The organism is Streptomyces milbemycinicus (genome assembly GCF_002154605.1).
GTDB lineage: Bacteria > Actinomycetota > Actinomycetes > Streptomycetales > Streptomycetaceae > Streptomyces > Streptomyces milbemycinicus.
Window position 1 is genome coordinate 1 of record NZ_MUNE01000580.1, and the last position, 21,148, is coordinate 21,148.

The 21,148-nt window shown below is 70.2% G+C and carries 20 protein-coding genes and 3 pseudogenes; 14 read left to right on the forward strand and 9 right to left on the reverse strand.

All coding sequences use genetic code 11. The annotated features are described in order from the left end of the window. Positions 1 to 101: 101 nt before the first annotated feature. From CCN51_RS38850 to CCN51_RS38860, 3 genes are all read right to left on the reverse strand, one after another. The gene (locus CCN51_RS38850; RefSeq protein WP_245881758.1) at positions 102 to 596 is read right to left on the reverse strand and encodes a hypothetical protein; all 495 of its coding nucleotides are present in this window, start codon (positions 594 to 596) and stop codon (positions 102 to 104) included. A 109-nt stretch (positions 597 to 705) separates the two neighbouring features. Beyond that, positions 706 to 1,314 (reverse strand): hypothetical protein, encoded by a 609-nt coding sequence (locus CCN51_RS38855; protein WP_014173142.1) that lies wholly within the window; start codon positions 1,312 to 1,314, stop codon positions 706 to 708. A 132-nt stretch (positions 1,315 to 1,446) separates the two neighbouring features. After that, positions 1,447 to 1,668, reverse strand: coding sequence for a hypothetical protein (locus tag CCN51_RS38860; protein WP_043486014.1), 222 nt, complete (start codon positions 1,666 to 1,668; stop codon positions 1,447 to 1,449). Here CCN51_RS38860 and CCN51_RS38865 point away from each other — a divergent pair. Beyond that, the gene (locus CCN51_RS38865; RefSeq protein ID WP_014173144.1) at positions 1,667 to 2,293 is read left to right on the forward strand and encodes a hypothetical protein; all 627 of its coding nucleotides are present in this window, start codon (positions 1,667 to 1,669) and stop codon (positions 2,291 to 2,293) included. The genes CCN51_RS38860 and CCN51_RS38865 overlap by 2 nt on opposite strands. A 20-nt stretch (positions 2,294 to 2,313) precedes the next feature. Here CCN51_RS38865 and CCN51_RS38870 read toward each other — a convergent pair whose 3' ends face one another. Continuing rightward, entirely contained in the window at positions 2,314 to 2,727 is a 414-nt protein-coding gene (locus tag CCN51_RS38870; protein WP_014173145.1) for a DUF4345 domain-containing protein, read from the reverse strand. Positions 2,728 to 2,817: 90 nt separating this feature from the next. On the opposite strand from CCN51_RS38870, the gene CCN51_RS38875 reads away from it, so the two are divergent. The 4 genes from CCN51_RS38875 (at position 2,818) to CCN51_RS38890 (ending at position 7,315) form a co-directional block, all read left to right on the forward strand. After that, entirely contained in the window at positions 2,818 to 3,477 is a 660-nt protein-coding gene (locus CCN51_RS38875) for a TetR/AcrR family transcriptional regulator (protein WP_014173146.1), read from the forward strand. A gap of 38 nt (positions 3,478 to 3,515) precedes the next feature. After that, complete coding sequence (locus tag CCN51_RS38880; protein WP_043488675.1) at positions 3,516 to 4,637, forward strand: substrate-binding domain-containing protein; 1,122 nt, start codon at positions 3,516 to 3,518, stop codon at positions 4,635 to 4,637. Positions 4,638 to 4,855: 218 nt separating this feature from the next. Beyond that, positions 4,856 to 5,914, forward strand: coding sequence for a glycosyl hydrolase 53 family protein (locus tag CCN51_RS38885; RefSeq protein ID WP_055413838.1), 1,059 nt, complete (start codon positions 4,856 to 4,858; stop codon positions 5,912 to 5,914). A gap of 54 nt (positions 5,915 to 5,968) precedes the next feature. Next, complete coding sequence (locus tag CCN51_RS38890) at positions 5,969 to 7,315, forward strand: right-handed parallel beta-helix repeat-containing protein (RefSeq protein ID WP_043486015.1); 1,347 nt, start codon at positions 5,969 to 5,971, stop codon at positions 7,313 to 7,315. A 33-nt stretch (positions 7,316 to 7,348) separates the two neighbouring features. On the opposite strand, the gene CCN51_RS38895 is transcribed toward CCN51_RS38890, so the two are convergent. Beyond that, complete coding sequence (locus CCN51_RS38895; protein WP_043486017.1) at positions 7,349 to 8,083, reverse strand: dienelactone hydrolase family protein; 735 nt, start codon at positions 8,081 to 8,083, stop codon at positions 7,349 to 7,351. A gap of 112 nt (positions 8,084 to 8,195) precedes the next feature. On the opposite strand from CCN51_RS38895, the gene CCN51_RS38900 reads away from it, so the two are divergent. The 9 genes and pseudogenes from CCN51_RS38900 to CCN51_RS38940 all read left to right on the forward strand — a co-directional run. Further along, the gene (locus tag CCN51_RS38900; RefSeq protein WP_014173151.1) at positions 8,196 to 8,681 is read left to right on the forward strand and encodes a MarR family winged helix-turn-helix transcriptional regulator; all 486 of its coding nucleotides are present in this window, start codon (positions 8,196 to 8,198) and stop codon (positions 8,679 to 8,681) included. A gap of 120 nt (positions 8,682 to 8,801) precedes the next feature. Then, positions 8,802 to 9,908: a LacI family DNA-binding transcriptional regulator gene (locus CCN51_RS38905; protein WP_014173152.1), complete on the forward strand. Its 1,107-nt coding sequence runs from the start codon at positions 8,802 to 8,804 to the stop codon at positions 9,906 to 9,908. A 53-nt stretch (positions 9,909 to 9,961) separates the two neighbouring features. Then, entirely contained in the window at positions 9,962 to 11,560 is a 1,599-nt protein-coding gene (locus tag CCN51_RS38910) for an FAD-dependent oxidoreductase (protein ID WP_014173153.1), read from the forward strand. A gap of 62 nt (positions 11,561 to 11,622) precedes the next feature. Next, the gene (locus tag CCN51_RS38915) at positions 11,623 to 13,755 is read left to right on the forward strand and encodes a hydantoinase/oxoprolinase family protein (protein WP_014173154.1); all 2,133 of its coding nucleotides are present in this window, start codon (positions 11,623 to 11,625) and stop codon (positions 13,753 to 13,755) included. Next, entirely contained in the window at positions 13,752 to 14,342 is a 591-nt protein-coding gene (locus CCN51_RS38920) for a hypothetical protein (protein ID WP_014173155.1), read from the forward strand. Before CCN51_RS38915 ends, CCN51_RS38920 begins: the two co-directional genes overlap by 4 nt. A gap of 3 nt (positions 14,343 to 14,345) precedes the next feature. Then, a complete protein-coding gene (locus CCN51_RS38925) occupies positions 14,346 to 15,632 on the forward strand; it encodes a TRAP transporter large permease subunit (protein ID WP_014173156.1) in 1,287 nt (428 codons plus the stop codon). 40 nt (positions 15,633 to 15,672) lie between these two features. Further along, positions 15,673 to 16,677: a glycoside hydrolase family protein gene (locus CCN51_RS38930; RefSeq protein ID WP_043486019.1), complete on the forward strand. Its 1,005-nt coding sequence runs from the start codon at positions 15,673 to 15,675 to the stop codon at positions 16,675 to 16,677. A gap of 140 nt (positions 16,678 to 16,817) precedes the next feature. Beyond that, positions 16,818 to 17,615 carry a thymidylate synthase gene (locus CCN51_RS38935; protein ID WP_014173158.1) on the forward strand — a complete coding sequence of 266 codons (798 nt, stop codon included), beginning with the start codon at positions 16,818 to 16,820 and terminating at the stop codon, positions 17,613 to 17,615. A 150-nt stretch (positions 17,616 to 17,765) separates the two neighbouring features. Beyond that, positions 17,766 to 18,029, forward strand: a pseudogene (locus tag CCN51_RS38940) (helix-turn-helix domain-containing protein); the annotation flags it as partial. 56 nt (positions 18,030 to 18,085) lie between these two features. Here the strand turns inward: CCN51_RS38940 and CCN51_RS38945 are convergent. The 4 genes and pseudogenes from CCN51_RS38945 to CCN51_RS55280 all read right to left on the reverse strand — a co-directional run. Continuing rightward, positions 18,086 to 18,706: an L-threonylcarbamoyladenylate synthase gene (locus CCN51_RS38945; RefSeq protein WP_014173160.1), complete on the reverse strand. Its 621-nt coding sequence runs from the start codon at positions 18,704 to 18,706 to the stop codon at positions 18,086 to 18,088. 80 nt (positions 18,707 to 18,786) lie between these two features. Further along, positions 18,787 to 19,011: pseudogene (locus CCN51_RS60280) on the reverse strand (helix-turn-helix domain-containing protein); the annotation flags it as partial. Positions 19,012 to 19,118: 107 nt separating this feature from the next. Continuing rightward, positions 19,119 to 20,462, reverse strand: a complete 1,344-nt coding sequence (locus CCN51_RS38955) for an RICIN domain-containing protein (RefSeq protein ID WP_143676021.1) — start codon at positions 20,460 to 20,462, stop codon at positions 19,119 to 19,121. A 24-nt stretch (positions 20,463 to 20,486) separates the two neighbouring features. Next, positions 20,487 to 21,148, reverse strand: a pseudogene (locus CCN51_RS55280) (hypothetical protein); the annotation flags it as partial.

The following is a 21,148-nucleotide window of genomic DNA, read 5'->3' on the forward strand; positions in this document are numbered from 1 at the left end:
ATGGTTGCCTTCGCGGCCGAGCTGCAAGAGCTGGTGACCGAGGCGGCCGAACTCCCGCTGCCGCCGGAGAACCTGAGGCAGCTGCGGCAGGTGCGCGACCTCTATACCCGTCCCTCGGCCGCGAAGGCAACCATCCCGCTCGGCCCCTCCCGCCTGATCATGTCGAACATTGCGGTCGCGTCCGGCTCCGGCGAGAGTCCGCCCAGCATCTCCTGCAGCGGCATCGCGTGCGTCAGCAGGAACAGCGCGGCCCACCGCCGGTCCTCGATGGAGGCCGCGGCTCCGGTCTTCGTCGCCGGGTCCCGTACGTCCCGCAGCAGACCGTGCGCCCGCTCCCGGTCCTCGGGCGTCCCGCCCCCGACGCCGTGGCGCAGGGTGAGGGCACCGCCGAGCCATAGGGTCACCGAGGCGCGCAGCTCCGGATCGTGGTCCAACAGTCGGGAGAGCGCGTCGAGCTCGGTGACCGAGTCGTCATGGGCGCGCGAGGCCTTGGCGACCGTGCCCGGCGCCGGGAGCAATGCCCTCGCCCGTCCGATGGCCTCGCCGGCCCAGGTCCGCACCGCCTGAACGCCACCGCTCTCCCCCTCGTCCCCCACCGGCACTCCTCACGTCTCAAGGACATCAACAGACCGTCCGGCCACCTGTGATGACGGAATGTCCGTCACAACGGCGCCCGATCAGTGAGCTTTTCCGTCCCACGCCCGATCAACACCCGGAACTCACCCGGGACGCATCCGGATCGGTTCGGGGACGGTGCGCGTCGGGCTCGGGCGGGCTCGGTCGGGACACCCCCGAAGCTCCCAGATCCGCACGCATCCCGCGCCGCAGCTCCCGCAGCCGGTTCCACAGTGCGTCGATCTCCCCCTGGGCGGCATCGAGCGAGTCGCCCGGGCGGGGGACGCCGTCGTCCAGGCGCCGGAGTCGGCCGTAGAGGGTGCCGAGCGCGTGGGTGACCTCGCCGGCCAGGGCGAGTACGGGGTCGGGCAGCCGCATCTGCGCCTCCGCGTACACGTCCCGGTGCAGATCCCGGGCCTCGCTGAGGCGTTGCCGTGCCGCGCGCGGATCCTCCGTGCGGAGCAGGGCGTGCAACTGGTCGGTGAGGGCGGCCAGATACTGCCGGAGAGAGGCGTTGAGGGCGACGTAACAGGTACGCCGCGCCTCGGCTTCCCTCGCCCGCGCCCGCACTCGCTCGGTCCGCTCCTGCTCACGCTGGCGACCGCGCTCGGCCGCACGCTGGGTCAGCAGGGCCGACAGCAAGGTCCCGACCACCCCGACCACCGCCACGATCGGCGCACCCGCACCCGTGACGTCCAACGCTCTCACCCCCGTATCGCCATGTGCTTCCATCGAAGCGGTGCCGTACGCCTCCGGGGAACCCCACGACCGAGGACCGCCCGACCTTCGCCCGGGCCCCGCCCAGGTGACACATGTCGTGAGCGGCCTGTTTCAGCAGGCCTTGATTCCGTCCGCCTTGTCGTTGTTGCCCGCACCGACGCTGGCGCTGCTGGCCGGCGCTCCCGCTTCTGCCCAGAGGGTGTCCCAGTCGTCCCCGTCCCAGTTGTAGATCCGGGCCGCCCCGCCAGGCGATCTGGTTCGCGCCTCGGCTCTCGACTCTCCCGCCGAGGCCTTGGCGGCGTGGTGCGGAAAGATACGGAAGGATGCGCACATGACGACGCAGCTACGAAGAGCCCTGCCGCTGCTCCTGCTGCCGCTGGCGTTGACGCTGTCGGCGTGCGGGGAGGAGTCGGTGGACCGCTCCGAACTGGAGTCCCGGGCCCGGGCGCTGGGCACCGAACCGGAGATGGTGTACGTGACCGACGTACCCGGCTACACCCTCGCGCCGCAGTCCGTGGGCGTGATCGGCGACCACGGCTTCGGGGGCTCTTACACCAAACCCGGCGGCGGGACGATCGAACTACGGGTGGACGAGCGCGGGTCCAGCCCCGCCGGCTGCGCGGAGTCCGGCCCGGACCAGGCCCGGGGCGAGAAGCAGACATGTGAGCGGGACGGCGAGAGCTGGTATCGCGCCTCGAAGTCCGCCCATGAGTACGCGCGCGAGGAGGACGGACGAGTCATCCGGCTGAGCGCCGACCGGGAGAGCGTCACCCGCGACACCCTCCGCCAGGCCGCGGAAAGCCTCCATCAGGCCGACGACGGGGAGCTGGCCGAGGTCCTGCCAAAGGGCGCGGGCGACAGCGGCGGGCAGGTCGGCACCGAGCGCGGCGATCTGCCGAGGACCGGCGACGGCGCGCCCCAGGACCCGGCCGGTACGACCGAGGGGACCAGCGGCTGAGGGCCGGAGCTCGGGCGCTTTCATCGCCCGGCGGGCAGGGCCTCCACGTCGCCGCGCAGGGTCCGCTCCTCCGCGTCGGCCAGCCAGAAGAAGACCGGCGGCAGGCTGAGCTCGATCGCCGCCAGTGCGATCTGGAACCACTGCGGCCAGCCGTGCACGGCGAGCGAGAGCAGCCGGCCCACGCCACCCAGCAGAAAAACGCCGGCCAGCCACCGCACCGCCCGAGCCGGGATCGGACGCTGCCGCGCGGCCCAGAGCCAGGCCAGCCCGTAACCGGCGAAGACGGCCCCCATGAACCGGCCCCAGCTGTCGACTGTCGCGCCGGCGGAACCGGCGCCGGGGATCGCCGCGTTGCCGAGTGCCACGTGGAACAGGCCGATCGCCACGCAGGCCCAGCCCATCAGCTGCGCGAGTACGCGCAGAGCCCTGGCCATAATCCCTCCAAGCCGTCTTGGCGGAGCTTAGTTGACATACATCTACTACATTGGGCGCGCTAGTAGACTCATGTCAACTAAGCTTCGTTCGTGCCTCCTCGCCAGCGACTCACCCCCGCCGACCGCCGCGCCCAACTCCTCGCCGTCGGCGCACGGCTCTTCGCCGCGCACCCCTACGCCGATGTGCTGATGGAGGATGTGGCCGAACAGGCCGGCGTGTCCCGGGCCCTGCTCTACCGTCACTTCCCCAGCAAGCACGCCCTGTTCGCGGCCGTCTACCAGCAGGCGGCGGACCAACTGCTCGCCGAGACGCGGCTCGACCCTGCCGACTCCCTGGTGGAGCAGCTCATCCAGGGCATGGACGTCCATCTCGACTACTTCGTGGCGAACCGCAACGCCGTCCTCGCCGCGAACCGGGTCCTGGCGGGCGACCCGGTGATCCAGACGATCATGACGAACGAGCTGGACGCGCTCCGCGCCCGGCTGCTGGCCGTACTCCCACTCGCGGACGCCGGCGCCCGTGATGCCGTATCCGGCGTCCTGAAGAGCTGGCTGGTCTTCGTCCAGGTCCTCTGCGTCGACTGGCTCAGCCACGAGACCTGCACCCGCACCCAGTTGCGCGACATCTGCATCGGCGCGGTCCTCGGCGCCCTCCGGCCGCTGCTCACCGAGGACCCCGCCCCCGACTGGCCGCCACAAGCCGACGGGGCGAAGATCGGTACTGGACGGCACTCGAAGTGCGCGGGCTAGAATCGTTCAAATCTGTTCACAGGGGGGCCGTGTCCGACATGCTCGTTGCGCAGCGGCATGAGCTACTGGTCAGGGAGCTGGAGGCAGCCGAGGGGCTGAAGGTCACCGAACTCGCCGCGCGCCTGAACGTGTCGCGCGCCACCATCCGGCGGGATCTGCTCGAGCTGGAGGCCGAAGGGCGGGTGACCCGGGTCCGCGGAGGTGCCGTGCTCGCGACATCGCGCACCGACGGGCAGCCGTCCGAGCCGCGGCCGGTGGCCGCGCCGTCCGGCCCTCTCCGCGCCGATGCCAGGCCGGCTTCGGCGCATACGCTCGGATTGCTGGTCCCGTCGGCGCACTACTACTACCCCCGAGTCGTCGCCGGCGTGCAGGCCGTGGCCACCGAGCGCGGCGTCCGCGTCGTCATCGGCCTGAGCAACTACACGTACCCGAATGACACCCAGCAGATCGAGGAGCTGGTCGCGTCCGGCGCCACCGGGCTGCTGGTGGCCTCCGCCACGGGCCACATCCTGCCTCAGGAACCGTTCGAACGGCTTCGGGCCGGCGGGCTGCCATTCGTGCTGATGGAACGACGGCCGTACGACCGCTATGTGCCGGGCGAGTTCGTGGCCACCGATCACCAGCAGGGCGCGTTCGGTGCGGTCGGGCACTTCATGAACCTGGGGCACGAGCGGGTGGGGCTGTTCACCAACGGCAGCCCCACCGCGCCTCTGCTCCGCGAGGGGTACGAAGCGGCCGTCCGGCAGCTGGGCCTCGCCTCCGGTGCGCCGGTCCTGGACAGCGGACGCCCCACGCTGGGCCCCACGGAGGCCACCCGCCTCTACGACCGGTTCATCAAGGAGTGCCTGGCCGACGGCGCCCGGGCCGCGCTGGTGCACTCCGATCACGACGCGATCGAGCTGATGCGGCGGATGCGCTCCCAGGGCCTGCGTACGCCGGACGACATCGCGCTGATCGCCTACGACGACGAGATCGCCTCCCTGGCCGACGTGCCCCTGACCGCGGTGGCGCCGCCCAAGCACGAGATCGGCGCCCAGGCCGCGCGGCTGCTGCTGGAACGCCTCGACGCGCCCGACCCGTCAGCCGTACCCGTCCGCCAGTTGCTCATCCAGCCCCGGCTGATCGTCAGGTCCTCCTGCGGGGCCGCTGCCCGGGCCTGAACAGCGCCCATCGCCACCGCGCGGCTCAACTCGACGCCGTCTCTTGACACTTGATGCCGCCGAGCGCAGCATTATGCAGCAATCTGCAGCTCAGTGATGCGAATGTGTCGCAATGATTCACCGAGCCTCGCGATTTGACATGGACCTGCCTGCTTCGACCGTGAACGGCTGCTCGCACACGCGTCATGTCCGTCAATTACCGGAGAGAGGTACGGAAGATGGAGAAGAGACAGGAACGTGAGCAACGGCCAGGTGGTGTGCGCCGCCGAACCGTACTGCTGGGCGCCGCGGCCGGTGCCGGAACGGTGGCGCTCGGAGCCGCCGCCGCCCCCGCGCAGGCGGAGGCTCAGGCGCAGGCCGCAGCGTTCGTCCGGGGCGCTGACATCAGCTGGATGCCGCAGATGGAGGCACACGGCTACTACTGGAACAACAGCGCGGGAGTGCGGCAGGATCTGTTCGCCATCCTCAAGGGGTACGGCATCACCGCGGTCAGCCTGCGGACCTGGGTCAACCCCTCCAGCGATCCGGCCAACGGACACTGCGGCATCGAGGAGACCGCACAGCTGGCCCAGCGGGCCAAGAACGCCGGTATGCAGGTCCTCATCGGATTCCACTTCGGCGACACCTGGAACTCGGCCGGTGTGCAGAACCCGCCGGCCGCCTGGGCCGCCATGAACTACAGCCAGATGCTCGACGCCATGTACGACTACGTCTACCACTCGTGCAACGTCATCAAGTACTACGGCGTCACCCCCGCCTGGGTGAAGATCGGCAACGAAACCAACTCCGGGATCTGCAAACCGGTCGGCAGTCTCAGCCGCCCGGATCAGATGACAGGCCTGCTCAACGCCGCGTACGACATGTCCAAAAAGGTCTTCCCGAGTACCCCGGTGCTGGTGCATCTGGCCCAGCCGCAGAACCTGAGCGGCGTCCAGAATTTCCTGAACGCCTACCGGGACAACGGCGGGAAGTGGGATATCACCGGCCTTTCCTCGTATGCGCAGGGCGGCAACGTGCCCGGCGTACTGGCCAATATGCAGACCATCCAGGCCGGCTACGGCAAGCCGGTCATGCAGGTGGAGTACGGCGGGCCGGTGGGCAAACCCGCCCAGGTGCGCGATTCGCTGCGGGCGTTCATCACCGGGCTGCAGGGCTTTGGCGGCCTGGGCACCTTCTTCTGGGAACCCGAGGGCTACCCCTCATTCAACAGCTACAACAGTTCGGCCTGGGACGACAGCAGTCGGCGCCCGACGGCGGCCATGGACGGCTTCATCTGAAACGTGGAACGTTCTGGTTACACCAGGAGTTTCCTCAACCATCTGGAGCGAGCGATGAAATCCGCCTGCCGCGTGACGCCTGCCCTCCTGGTCTCGGCCGTCACATTCCTCCTGACCCCCCTCACCATCACCCCCAGCTCGGCAGCCACAAGCAACGCAGCGGCCGGAACGGTCTATTACGTCGCCCCGAACGGCAGCGACAGCGCCGCGGGAACTCAGGCGGCTCCCTGGGCCTCGATCGCCCATGCGCAGTCCGTCGTCGGGGCGGGCGACACGGTGTATTTCCGGGGCGGCACGTACTCCTACACGCATGGGATCAACAGCTGCAAGAGCCAGACGGACCGGGTCGACGCGATCACCCTGAACAAGAGTGGCAGTTCAGGTAATCAGATCCACTACTTGGCCTATCCCGGGGAAAAACCGGTCTTCAATTTCTCACGTATGACGGACGACTGCCGGATCAAGGGCTTCGATGTCACCGGCAGCTGGATCCACCTCAAGGGGCTGGAGGTCACCGGCGTCCCGCAGAACAACAATCTGAACCACGAGTCCTGGGGGATCTGGATCTCCGGGAGCAACAACACCTTTGAACAGATCAACACCCATCATCACATGGGGCCCGGCCTGTTCATTCAAAACGGAGGCGGCAACCTCGTTCTCGACTCGGATTCACACGACAACTACGACCCGAACAGCTCCGGTGGAGCCGGTGAGAACGCCGACGGATTCGGTGCGCACATCTCTGCCAACAACCCCGGGAACGTGTTCCGGGGATGTCGCGCATGGTGGAACTCCGACGACGGTTTCGACCTCATCAACGCCTATTCGTCGGTGACCATCGAGAACTCCTGGGCCTGGCGGAACGGATACATACCGGGAACCACCACCGGCTCCGGCAATGGCAACGGGTTCAAGGCGGGCGGCTACGGCGGCGACTACGACGCCGGGGCCGTCAAGCACACCGTCCGCACCTCGGTGGCCTTCGCCAACAAGGCGGCGGGCTTCTACGCCAACCACCATCCGCTCGCCAACGACTTCTTCAACAACACCAGCTACGGCAACCACCCCGGCTTCAACATGCTGGGTGTCGACTCGAGCGGCGCCGCCGTCGGCCGGGGCAACCTCCGTAACAACATCGCCTACACCGGCACCCTGACCTCGAACATGAGCGGCACCAGCGCCACGTACAACTCCTGGAACCTGGGCATCTCCCTGTCGGACGCCCAGTTCCAGAGCGTGTCGACGTCCGGCTGGGATGCGGCCCGCCAAACCGACGGCAGTCTGCCCGTACTGCGCAACCTCCGGCTCGCGGCGAACAGCACCCTGATCGACAAAGGCGTCAATGTCGGTCTGCCCTACAGCGGGCAGGCACCGGATCTCGGTGCCTTCGAAGCCTCCTGAACCTCTCGCGACGGACCTCGTCGAGCCGGAGCCTCAGCTGTTGGCCAGGGTGCGGTCCAAGAGGGGGAGCAGGCGGTCCCAGTGGCGCTGCAGCCCGGAGGCGCTGAAAGCGTCGGTGTCGGACACGGTGAAGCCGTGGACGGTGCCGGGGTAGATCTCGGAGGTGTAGCTGACACCTGCGGCATCCAGGGCCTGGTTGAGCTCGCCGAGGGCCTCGGGTGTCATATCGCCTTCGGCGTGGCCGAGGTGGACCTGGGCGGTGAGCTTGGAGAAGAGGTCGGGCCCGTCGGCGCCCACGGGGCCGTGGAATGCGGCGACGGCGGCCACCTGGCCGGGGTGGGCCGCGGCGGTGCGCATCGCCAGGAGGCCGCCTATGCAGTAGCCGGTCACCGCGACCGGTCCGGCGCCGACCTCGGGCTGGGTGGTGAGGAACCTGAGGTAGGCGTCGGCGTCGCGCAGGACACGTTCGGCGGTGTGCGCCTCGATCAAGGGCATCAGCTGTGCCATGACCGCGGGCCGGACCTCTTCTCCGATGTGCTCGGGAAGTTCGATCACCGGTGCCGGACCGTGCCGGTAGAAGAAGTTGGGGACGAGCACGTAGTACCCGTGCCCGGCCAGTTCGCGGGCCATCTCCCGCAGCACGGGCCGGATGCCGAAGCCGTCCGCGTACATCAGCACCCCAGGGTGCCGCCCGCCGCCGTCGGGGAAAGCGGCGAAAGCGTCGGCCTGACCGTCAGGGGTGGGAATCTGCAGTGTCTTGGTGGGAATGGCGGGTCTTCCTTCCGGGAGTTCGCACGACTAACGTTAGTGAAACTAACGACGTCGGCACGAGCGAACGTACATCGTTAGTCGGACTAGCGCAATCGATAGGATCGGCGCCATGACCAGAGCCGAACCCGCGGACGTGCCCGGCGACGGCGCGCCCAAGACGACGCCCGACAGACTGCGTCGACGGGCGAGCCGACTGTTGTCGCAGCTGTCCACGCGGTCGGACCGGCTGATCAACGAAGGGCTGGCCCAGGCCGACGCCCGCAAGTGGCACTACGCCGTGCTCGCCTCGCTGCAGGATCACGGGCCCGGCAGCCAGGCGACGCTGAGCAGACGCACCGGCATCTACCGCAGCGACATGGTCGGCGTACTCAACGAACTGGCCGAGCGCCACCTCGTCGAGCGGGCCCCGGACCCCGACGACCAGCGCCGCAACATCATCACGATCTCCCCCCAGGGCCGCCGCCGGCTACGCCGCCTCGACAAGATCCTGGACGATCTCCACGACGAACTGCTCGCGCCGCTGAGTCCGGCCGAACGCGACCAGTTCGTCCAGTTGCTCACCCGCTTGCTGGACTACCACACCCGGACCTCCTGACCCCGCGCAGTGGCATCCGCCATGTCCTGACTCTTGACGGGCAGTGAGGGTCACGCCAGAGTGCATTCATGCGCATTACTAATGCGCATTAACGGACCGGTGAGCGAGGGGACGCCAGGGGTGGATCAGCCGAAGAAGCGGGCGAAACCGGGGCGGAACCCGGCGTCCGCGAGCCGTACGTCACGGCCGCGGCAGGCCGAGGTGGCCGAGCTCGCCGGGGTGTCGCAGGCGACGGTGTCATTGGTCCTGTCGGCGCGCGGCGACGGCAGAGCGGCGGCGATCTCCGAGGAGACACGGCAGCGCGTCCACGAGGCGGCCCGCAGTCTCGGCTACGTGCCGGACCCGGCGGCCCGGCGGCTGGCGGCGGCCCGCAACAACCTGCTCGGCGTCTTCAGCTTCACCGCCACTTTCCCGACGGACGTACAGCACTCGTACTACCCGTTTCTGGTGGGTGTGGAGCAGGAGGCGGCCGCCCAGGGCTACGACCTGGTGCTGTTCACGGGGTCGAGCAGCGGTGGCGCGAGCGCCGTCGGACCGGAGGCGCTGAGCCGGGTGCGGCTGGCCGACGGGTGCCTCTTCCTCGGCCGGCACGTACCGCGCGCCGAACTGAAGCGGCTCGTCGCCGACGGGTTTCCGGTGGTGCATCTGGGCCGTCGCGAGGAGTTGGAGGGGCTGGCCTGGGTCGGCGCCGACTATGTCAGCGCCAGCCGTGAAGTCGTGGGCCATCTGGCCGAGTTGGGCCACCGACGGATCGTGCTCGTACGGGAGGACGACGACGCGCCCCCGTCCACGGACCGCCAGCAGGGCTTCCTCGACGGCCTGGCGGCGGCGGGCACCGCGGGCGGGCCCGGTGCGGTGCTGCGCTGCGCCGATCCGATGCGTGAGCTGACGGCACAGCGGGTGCGGACCCTGGTCGCGGACGGGGTGACCGCGTTCGTGGCCGAGGAGACGGACACGGGGGCGGCGTGGCGGGCGCTGATCACCGCCGTCCGGGAGGCCGGACTCAGCTGCCCGGGCGACGTCTCGCTGGGGCTGCTCGGGAGCCCGCCCGCCGACCTCGCTGCCCAGCCCGTGCCGATGGGGTTCGACATCCCCCGGCACCGGCTCGGCGCCGCGGCCGTCCGGCTGCTCGCCGCGCTCGTGGCGGGCGAGGAGGCGCGGGAGCCGTTGGTGGCCTGCGAGTTCCGCGCCGGCGAGACGGCGGGCCCACCCATCCAGTCACCGTAGCGAGCGACTCCAGAGCAGCGGAACGAAGTTCAGGCGCGATCACAAGGAGCACTGTGGTACCTCAGCCAGACATCCTGATCGTCGGTGGCGGCCTCGGCGGGGTCGCCGCCGCGCTCGCCGCCTGCCGAGCGGGCCGGCGCGTCGTGCTGACCGAGGAGACCGACTGGATCGGTGGACAGTTGACGGCGCAGGCGGTGCCGCCGGACGAGCACCCGTGGGTGGAGCGGTTCGGCACGACGGCGACGTACCGGGCCTTGCGCGAAGGCATCCGGGCCTACTACCGGCAGTGGTACCCGCTGCGGGGCGAAGCGCTCGGGCTCACGGAGCTCAACCCGGGCGCCGGGCGGGTCAGCAAACTGTGCCATGAGCCGCGCGTCGCGCTCGCGGTCCTGGAGGCGATGCTCGCACCGCACCGGGCGTCCGGGCTGCTGACCGTCCTGACCGAGCACCGGGCCGTCTCCGCCGAGCATGACAACGATGCCATCACCGCCGTCACCGTACGGGACCTGCGCGACGGCGCCCTGCGCACCTTCGCCGCGCCCTACGTCATCGACGCCACCGAGACCGGTGAGCTGCTGGAGTTGGCGGGTGTGGAGCATGCGAGCGGGGCCGAGGCGCATACCGAGTTCGAAGAGCCGCACGCCCCTGCCCAGGCGGAGCCCGGCAACCAGCAGGGCATCACGGTGTGCTTCGCGCTGTCGCACCACGAGGGCGAGGACCACACGGTCGACCGGCCCGAGGACTATGACTTCTGGCGCGCGTACCGCCCCGACTTCTGGCCGGGGCCGCTGCTCGGGTTCGCGGCTCCCGACCCGCGTACCCTGGAGCCTGTCCCCCGCTCGTTCGTGCCCAACCCCGAGCTGGATCCGCTGGCCGTCAGCGCGGACCAGAGCGCGGACGCCGGGGACAAGGAGCTGTGGGGTTTCCGCCGGATCCTGGCGCGCAAGCTGCACCGGCCCGGAGCCTTCGACTCGGACATCACGCTGGTCAACTGGCCGCTGAACGACTACTGGTTGAAGCCCTATATCGGCCAGGAGGCCGAAGCGCTCCGCGAGGCACGGCAGTTGTCGCTGTCCGTCCTGTACTGGCTGCAGACCGAGGCGCCGCGGGCGGACGGCGGCACCGGGTTCCAGGGCTTGCGCATCCGCCCCGATGTGACGGGCACGGCGGACGGTCTCGCCAAGGCGGCCTACGTACGCGAGTCGCGGCGTATCAAGGCGGTGACGACCGTCGTCGAGCAGGACGTGGCCATCGACGTCGTGGGACCGTACGGCACCAAGCACTACCGGGACTCGGTCGGCGTCGGGGGCTACCGCATCGATCTGCACCCCTCGACCGGCGGCGACACCTACATCGACATCGGATCGGTGCCGTTCGAGATCCCGCTGGGCGCACTGGTGCCGCGCCGGGTGCGGAATCTGCTGCCCGCCGGCAAGAACATCGGCACGACGCACATCACCAACGGCTGCTACCGCCTGCACCCCGTGGAGTGGAACGTCGGCGAGGTCGCGGGCGCGCTTGCCGCGCACTGCCTGGCCGAGGACGTGGCGCCGCACCAGGTGCAGGCGGAGGACAAGCGGTTCGAGGAGTTCGGGCGGGTGCTGGACCGGGCGGGTGTGCAAAGGCACTGGCCCGACGTCCGCGGATACTGACCGGCCCCCTTCGCCCCCCCTTCAGGAACATACGTACGTCAACGCACAAGGAGGTGCCTGACATGCCCCCTGACCGTCGCGTCCGCGTCGGAATCGACGTGGGCGGCACGTTCACGGACGCCGTGGCCGTGGATGCCGCAACACTCGAACTGGTGGGCCAGGTGAAAGTGCCCACCAGCCACCACCATGAGGACGGTGTCGCGCACGGCATCGTCCAGGCGCTCGACCATCTCCTCGAACAGGCCGGGCGCACCCCGGCCGAGGTCACGTTCCTGGCGCATGGCACAACCCAGGCCACGAACGCGCTCCTGGAAGGCGATGTGGCGAAGGTCGGGCTCATCGGGATCGGCACGGGTGCGGGTGCCGTGTTCACCCGGCGCCTCGCCGCGTTCGGGAAGCTCGAACTCGCCCCGGGCAAGCTGCTTCCGCTGGTGTACGCGCATGTGGCGGACCCGTTCGACGGCGATGCGGTGCGGGCCGCCGTGACCCGCGTACAGGAGGAGGGCGCTGAAGTCCTGGTCGCCAGCGAGCCGTTCGGGGTCGACCGGCCCGAGGGTGAGCAGGCGGTGCTCGACGCGGCGCGGCCCACGGGGCTGCCGGTCGCGGCGGCACACGAGATCACCTCGCTGTACGGGCTGCACAAGCGGACCCGTACCGCCGTGGTGAACGCGGCGATCCTGCCGCGCATGCTGGCCACGGCCGATCTCGTCGACTCCGCCATCACGAAGGCCGGGGTCACGGCGCCACTGATGGTGATGCGGTGCGACGGCGGGGTCATGTCGCTGGACGAGATGCGGCGCCGCCCGCTGCTGACGGTCCTGTCGGGGCCGGCGGCGGGTGTGGCGGGCGCGCTGATGCAGGAGCGGATCAGCGAGGGAGTGTTCCTGGAGACGGGTGGCACGTCGACGGACATCAGCGTGGTGCGACGCGGCAAGGTGGCGGTGCGGCACGCGACGATCCTCGGCAAGGCGTCGTATCTCAACGCCCTGGATGTGCGCACCGTCGGCGTCGGTGGCGGGTCCATGGTGCGTGTCTCCGGCGGGAAGGTCACGGGCGTCGGTCCACGCAGCGCGCATATCGCCGGGCTTCGCTACGCGTGTTTCGCCTCGCTCGACGAGCTGCGGGACGCGAAGGTCGCCACGGTGCGGCCGATGGACGGCGACCCCGACGACTATCTGGTCCTGGACGCGGCGGGTGGCCGGTTCGCCGTGACGATGACGTGCGCCGCGAACGCGCTCGGCCGGGTCCCCGAGGGCGACTTCGCGCGCTGCGACCCGGAGGTGGCGCGGGCGGCGCTCGCCCCGCCGGCCGCCATGCTCGGCATGGACGTGGCCGGTGCGGCCCGGGCCGTGCTGGACGCGGGGACCGCATCGGTGAGGACCGTCGTGGACGCGATGATCCGCGACTACCGGCTCGACCGGGAGACCGCCGTCCTGGTGGGCGGGGGCGGCGGAGCGGCGGCGGTGACCCCGCACCTGGCCCAGGCCGCCGGTCTGGAAGGACGCATCGCCCGGCACAACGAGGTCATCAGCCCGATCGGGGTGGCCCTCGCGCTGGTCCGCGAGCAGGTCGAGCGGATCATCCCCGGCGCCACCCAGGAGCAGATCCTCGCCGTGCGTGCCGAGGCCGAGCGCGCGGTCGTCGCGCAGGGCGCCGCGGCCGACGGCGTCGAGGTCGAGGTGACGGTCGACCCGCAGACCAGCACCGTACGGGCCGTCGCCACCGGCGCGACCGAACTGCGCACACAGGACCGAGCGCACCGCGCCGATGACGCCGAGCGGCTGCGCGTGGCCGCTGCCAGCCTCAAGGCGCAGGAGCTGCGGGTGAAGATCCTGGCCGGCACGGACGCGTACACGGTGTACGGCACGGAGGTGCGGCGCCGGCTGCGCGCAGCGCGGCGGCCGGTGCGGGTCGTGGACGCGGACGGGGTGGTGCGGCTCGGGGTGTCCGATGCGCAGGTGACGACGACGACCGTGGGCGCGGCCGGCGAGACGCTCGCCTCGCTGGTGCGGGACGCCACCTCGTATGGCGACGGCGGGGTTCGGGCGCCCGCGGTGCGCCTGCTGGTGGGCGGCCGGATCGCGGATCTGTCCGGGGTGCTGGAACCCGGGGCCCTGCTCGCGCTGGCCCGCAGCGAGTTGCGTGCGCGCGCGGCCGACGAGCCGGTGATCGCGGTCGTGGAGTCCCGCGTATGAGTGGCGACCACGGCCTCAGCCTCGGCCACGACCCGGACCTCGACCACGACCACGACCTGGACCTCGCCGTGCGGCTGCTCGCGGGGACGCCCACGCACGAGGGCCGCGATCCCCTGCTCCTGCGCCGATGGGCCGAGGCGGCCGAGGAGTTCGGACGCCGTATGACCCCCGATCCGGCGCCGGTCCGAGTGGTCGAGCGGGACGGCGGGCTCGCCGCCGGACTGCTGGCCCGGTACCGGTCGCGGCCGCCGGTGGTCGAGGTGTACGTCGACACGGTCGACCGTGCCGAACGGCTCATCACCCAGCGCGGCTGGCGGCACTGGTTCCCTGAGGGGTCGGTGCTGGCCGCGGCCCTCGCCCACGAGCAGGCACACGCCTGGCTCCATCACGCCCACGTCCGGGCCGAGTTCAAGCGGGCGCTCGGCCACACCGCGCTGCGGCTCGGGCGGCGCCGCCTGTACGCGCACGTCGCGGGCGCCGACGAACTCGCCGCGCACGCCTACGCCCGCGCCGCCTGCGGTCTGGGCCGCAGCCCCCTGCTGCTCACTGAGGCGCTGGCCGCCGCGTGTTCCGAAAGCGAGAAGTGATCGATGGGTGTCGTGATTCTGCTCCTCATGGCGGCGGGTGTCGCCGCCATGCTCACCCGCAGGCTGCCCACCGCGTTCGCGTTGGTGCTGCTCGCCGTGGCGATCGCGTTCGCCGCGGGCGCGCCGCTGACCGGAAAGAACAGCGTGCTCGACACGGTGCTCCAGGAGGGCGCGCCCGCGCTGGCGGCCACGATGATCGCGATCCTGCTCGGTTCGTGGCTCGGCAAGCTCCTGGAGGAGACCGGCATCGCGGCCACTCTGGTCCGTAAGATCGTCGAATTCGGCGGCGACCGGCCGGTGTTCGTGGCGCTCGGCGTCCTCGCGGTGTCGGCCCTCGTGGGCACGGTGACGGGGTCCGCGCCCGCGGCGATGCTCGCCGGGCTCATCGGGATCCCGGCCATGATCGCGGTGGGCATCCCGAAGGTGACGGCCGCCGGCACGATCCTCATGGGCATCGCGGTGGGTATCCCCTTCGAACTGCCGGTGTGGCAGTTCTTCTCCACGGCGTTGGAACTCCCCGTGGACACCGTGCGCGGCTTCATGCTGAAGCTGTTCCCGTTCGCGCTGGTGGCGGCGGTCGCGTACGTCCTGGTGGAGTCGCGGCGGCGGGGCGTGGAGCACACGTGGTCGCTCACATCGGTGCGGGGAGAGTCGAAGCCACGCAGCCGCCGGCAGCTGCTCGGGGACGCTCCGTGGTACGCGCTCCTCACACCGGTGGTGCCGCTCGTCCTGGCCCTCGGCTTCGAACTGGCCATCATCCCCTCACTATTGGCGGGGGTGTTGTACGCGCTGGTGACGACCACGCCACCACGCGAGATGAACCGCCGCCTGCTGCGCACGCTGTACGGCGGCTTCGAGGTGGCGGCGGCTCCGATCACACTGTTCGTGGCCATCGGCATCCTGCTCGCCGCAGTGAAGCTGCCCGGCGCCGTCGACGCGCTGGAGCCGCTGGTCAAGGCCGTCAGCCCGCAGAACGCGGTGCTGTTCGTGCTGGTCTTCACGCTCCTGGTGCCGCTGTGTCTGTACCGCGGCCCGCTGAATGTCTTCGGCCTCGGCGCCGGCATCGCGGGCGTCCTCATCGCCACCGGTATCTACCCGGCCACCGCCGTCCTCGGCATGGCCACCTCGTACAACCAGGTCTTCGGCGTCGCCGACCCGACCAGCACCCAGACGGTGTGGAGCGCCCAGTACGCGGGCGTCTCACCGCAACAGGTGATGGTGCGGACACTGCCGTACGTATGGGCCGTGGCGCTCGGCGGCCTGTGCGTCACCGCCGCGACCCAGCTGTGACGCCCTTCCGACAACAACCGACTTCAGGAGCGAGCCGACCATGCAAGAGCCACAGTCCGGCCCGGACCGTCGTATGTTCCTCCGTGCGACCGCCGCCACTGGCGCCGCGCTCACCCTCGGCGGCCTGTCGACGCAGTCCGCGTCGGCCGCGCCCGGAGGCTTCCCCGACTACACCTACGTACGGACGCTGCTGACACCGTCGCAGCTGAAGTACAACCCCACGGGCGAGATCATCTTCCCGACCGTGCGCGGCGTCTACGACAAGTTGGCGTCACCGCTCGGCCGCTACTACCTCTACTACGCGCCCCACGACGCGCCCGGCGGTATCTGCCTCGCCTACGGGAACTCGCTGGAGGGCCCGTTCACCGAGTACCCGGCGAACCCGATCGTGTCGAACAAGTGGGACTCGCACTACTCGGTCAGCCATGTCTCCTCGCCTCATGTGCTGTGGAAGGAGGACGTCAAGGAGTTCTGGCTGTACTTCCACGGCGAGAACACCACCACCCGCCTCGCCCGCTCGAAGGACGGGATCCACTTCACCTACGACAAGGTGGTCCTGAACACGTCCATGATGCCCGCCGGCACCACCGAGACGTCCTACGCCCGGGTGTTCCGGCACGACCTGCCGTCCCGCGGCGCCCGCTACGTGATGCTGTTCATGACCAACAACACCACCAACCACCGTGATATCTGCTGGGGCTGGTCCGCCGACGCCCGGACCTGGACCTTCGCCCAGACGCCGCTGGTGCGCCACTCGGACGTCGGCGCGATCAACGTCGGCGGCCCCCATCTGCTCACGCGCAACGGCTCCGCGTACGTGGTCTACAACAAGGACAAGACGAGCGGCGGCGACATCATGATCACCGAGGTGGGCAAGGACTTCTCGCTCCGTAAGCACCTCGGCGTCTTCTACGACTCCCGCTCCTCGGCACCCGAGAACGGCCGGGCCGCGGCCCCCTCCTTCGGCACGGACGGCGGAGTGCCGTACATGATCTACGAGGCGGGGGAACGGCTCAAGGGCGCGATCGCGGTGGCGCGGGGATAGCCCGCACCCACCTCATGGCCGTGCGCTGTCCCGCCAGGTTCGCCGGACAGCGCACAGCCCCCGGTCGGCGCAGTTCACCGGAGAACACCCGGCTGCCGGTAAACCCGCTCGCCTCGCCCGAGGACGTAGACTCGACGGCCGTGGCGGACACCCAGTACGAAGACCTGTTGCGGCTGGTGCTCACCTCCGGGACGGCCAAAGCCGACCGGACGGGCACCGGCACCCGAAGTGTGTTCGGGCACCAACTGCGCTACGACCTCGCGCAGGGGTTCCCGCTGATCACCACCAAAAAGGTGCACCTCAGGTCCATCGTGTACGAACTGCTGTGGTTTCTGCGAGGCGACTCGAACGTCGGCTGGCTGCGGGAACACGGCATCACCATCTGGGACGAATGGGCCGACGCGAACGGCGAGCTCGGTCCGGTTTACGGCGTACAGTGGCGTTCTTGGCCCGCTCCGGACGGCAGGCACATCGACCAGATCAGCCAGGTTCTCGACACTCTGCGCCGGGACCCGGACTCCCGCCGGATGATCGTCTCCGCCTGGAACGTCGCCGAGCTGCCCAAGATGGCTCTCGCGCCGTGTCACGCCCTCTTCCAGTTCTACGTCGCCGACGGCAAGCTCTCCTGCCAGCTGTACCAGCGCAGCGCGGACCTGTTCCTCGGCGTCCCGTTCAACATCGCCAGCTATGCCCTGCTCACGCACATGGTGGCGCAGCAGGCCGGCCTCGAACCGGGTGACTTCGTCTGGACCGGCGGCGACTGCCACATCTACGACAATCACATCAAGCAGGTCACCGAGCAGCTCTCGCGCACCCCGTTCGAGTTCCCGGGGCTGCGTCTGCGCCAAGCCGACTCGCTCTTCGCATACGCCTACGCCGATGTGGAACTGCTCGACTACCGACACCACCCGGCCATCAAAGCCCCGGTCGCGGTGTGAACGTCGGACGCGGCCCTGCTGTTGGCCGATGAGGATCTGCTGACGGATCCGGTGCTGCCGGTGCGATGGGTCCGATTGGTGACCGCCCGGCCCGTCCCGGCGCAGGCGCTCGGTTACCCGGGGGTGGCCCTGACGCCCGATCAGGCGGTGCTGCACACTCTCTTCCGCCGGCAGGAAGAGACCGTGGCAGCCTCGATACGCCGGCGCCGCCTGGAACGCTGCCACGCCGACCTCACCGACCCCCGGCTGCGGCGGCGGTCGATCAGCGCCATCGCCGCCCGGTGGGGATTCGTACGCCCGGCGGACTTCAGCCGCGCGTTCCGCGCCGCGTACGGCGTGGCGCCCAGAGAACTCCGGCAGGCGGCACTGCGCAATCCGCCGGATACGCGGCAGGCCGCGCCGGGCGACAAGTAACACTCGGGTGGGCGGTGTCGGGCGTGTTGGCGCGCGCGCCGATGCCGTCGCCGCGGCTACTCGAACCGGGCGGTGTCGCCCGCCCCTCGGCGCACGATCTCGGCTTCGCCGCTGGAGAAGTCGATGACCGTGGTCGGCTCGGTGCCGCAGTCTCCCGAGTCGACGACGGCATCCACCACGTGGTCGAGCCGGTCCTTGATCTCCCAGCCCTGCGTCATCGGCTCGTCCTCGCCGGGCAGGAGCAACGTACTGGACAGCAGTGGCTCACCGAGGTCGGCGAGCAAGGCCTGGGCAACGACATGGTCGGGGATCCGGACGCCAACCGTCTTTTTCTTCGGGTGCGGCAACTGGCGCGGTACCTCCTTCGTCGCGGGGAGGATGAAGGTGTAGCTGCCCGGCGTTGCCGCTTTGATCGCGCGGAACACGTCTTTGTCGATGTGTACGAACTGACCCAGCTGCGCGAAGTTCTGACACACCAAGGTGAAGTGGTGGCGGTCGTCGAGGTTCCGGATCGACCGGATCCGGTTGATGCCCTCACGATTGCCCATCAGGCACCCCAGCGCGAAACAGGAGTCCGTCGGATACGCGACGAGCGCGCCGGAGCGGATCCTGTCAGCCACATTGCCGATGGTGCGCTGCTGAGGATTCTCAGGATGCACGTCGAAATACTTCGCCATCCGCCGAGCCTACGTCACCGGGAGACACCCGCTGCGAGGCCACGAGGGGATGCCCGGGCGCGGTGCCCCGTGTTTTAGGGACCGGGCGGGGGCGCCACCGTGGTGATCGGTGACGCCCCGACGTCCTTGCCGGACGGGGCGCGGCCGTTACGCCACCGCTTCCCCGTCCGGTAGTTAAGGCCGACGATCCGGCACGCCTCCCGATGGCTCACACCCTGTTGCATGAGCTGAAGGTAGACACGCCGTTCCTCGGTCAATGCACGGCGTCCCCGGTTGACCGAACGGTCCCGGATCTCGAAGTCCATCGCACCCCCCAACTGGGGTGTTGCGACGACCACTGGAACTCAAGGTCAGACCGTGCGGGGGCCGCAACCGGACCAAGTGTGTCGGCGTCAGTAGCGACGCGTGGCCGTCATGACTCGCCCTTGGACATCAGCCGCCACTCGTGGTCGTCAGTGGGAGAGCACTTATAGATGCCCAGACGTGCGTCGTTGCCGCCGAAGTCGGGCTTCTCGCCCCAGACCTCCAGGCACCGCTGATCGCTGGCGTAGTTGTGGATCCAGAACGTCCGGTTGCCGCCCCGGTTCTCGACCCACCACAGCTGGTTGTCCTGGAGCGTGAGGTTGCAGTGGGTCTGGTTGAGCGCGGTCCTGCTCGGCTGGCTGCCGCGTTGGGGCAGGTCCAGGCACAGGCCGCTCTTCTTGTTCTTGATCACGACGAGATTGCGGCCGTTGGGTCCCTTGCCCTTCTGTGCCAGGACGAAGTCCCAGACCTGGTTGTCCGCGTTCCAGTCGGCAAAGCAGTCGTGCTGCAGGACCGCGCCGTCGAGTTTGCCCTTGCCCATGCCGGGCAGGTCCGCACACCGGCCGGTCGTGACGTTCTTGAGCTGGAAGTTCGTACGCTGCTCCGGGGCGAGCAAATAGGGCTTGCTGGCCGGCACCACCTTCTTTGCCCGGGGCTTCGGCTGCTCGCTGCTCGGCTCGGGCTCAGGCTCAGGCCGGGACTTCGGCTGCTCGCTGCTCGGCTCGGGCCGGGGCTTGGCCGCCGGCGAAGGGGACTTGCTCTCCTTGGTGGGGGACGGGGCGGGTGACTGGGCGGTGTACGTACCGGGGCCCTTCTCCTCGATCTTCGGGACCGTCATGCCCGAGGTGGGCTCGGGCGCCGCCTCGGTCTTGTGATCGTCGTCATCGGCCCCGAAGGCCAGGAACGGCACGGTTATCAGCAGCGCGCCCGCGATGGCGGCGGCGGCAAGCAGCGCCTTGGTGGGACGGCCCGAGGGGGGCTCGTCCTCGTCGGCCCCGGTGTCGGCGCCAGGGGGGTAATCGCCCTCGGCCGACGCCATGCCGTCGGCGGATCCGTGGCCGTCCGCGTGGCCGTCGGCCTCGGCGGGCGGTACGTCCGGGGCCGCCGGAGTGTCCGGCGCCCCGGCCTCGGACGCCGCGGTTGCCCCGGCGGACGCCGTGGCGGCCCCGGCCGCGCCCGGCGTCGCGGACTCAACGGACTCAGCACCCGGCGTCACGGACTCAACGGACTCACCAGCCGACGCGGGCTCGTTCAGCGAGGCCTTCGGCTGCTCGGCGGTGTCCGCTTCGACCGCGGCGCCTGTGGCACCGGCCGCGCCGGTCTCCGTACGCTCCGTACGCTCCGCGCCCAGCGGCGCCAACGCGGAGGGATCCGGCGTACCGGCGGTGCCCGGCAGGGTGACGGCGCGGCGCACCGCGGGCCCCTTGGGGTTCGTTGGTTCCTGACTTGGCATCATGTCTCCTTGCATCCGTTCGTGTTATCCATGCGTGGCAGCCGGCCGGTGGCGGCGCAGCGCCTCGTCCAGCCGGTCGAGTGCGGCACGGTCGTGGTCATCGAGCCGCGTGTCCTGCGGTACCGCCCCGGCGGCGGACGGGGAGGACGCGGTGGTGGGTACTTCTCGCAGCAGCACCAGCGGGGCGCCGGCGGTGTCGCGGACATCGAGCACCCGCAGCAGCGTCCCGGGGGCGAAGACGACCTCGTCCCCGCCGGATGCGGAGCCGGGGCGGCCGGTCAGCTGGCGCGTGCGGCGCCCGGTGACCGACCAGATGGCGTACTGCGCGCCGGCAGGGCGCGGCGCCCCGGCCCCCGGCGGCAGCGCACACACCGGCGCCGGATCGCGCAGCAGGGTTCCGGGGACCAGCCCGCCGTCCGCCTCGTGGGTACGGCGGCACGCCAGGCCCCGGTACGACGGCAGGCGCCGCAGCGCGGAGGCCACACAGGCGGCGTACGGCAGCAGCCGCTCGTCGCCCGTACGCATGCCGCGGGCGAGCGCGTCTTGGCTCAGCCCCGCCGCCGGGGTGTCCGGAGCATCCGGGGTGTCGAGGTCGTACGAGGTGTCCAGGTACATGTGAAGCGCGATCAGGTCGATGCGCGCCGCCTCCTGTTCCGGCCCGCGCAGCGCGGGCCGGAACAGGAGGC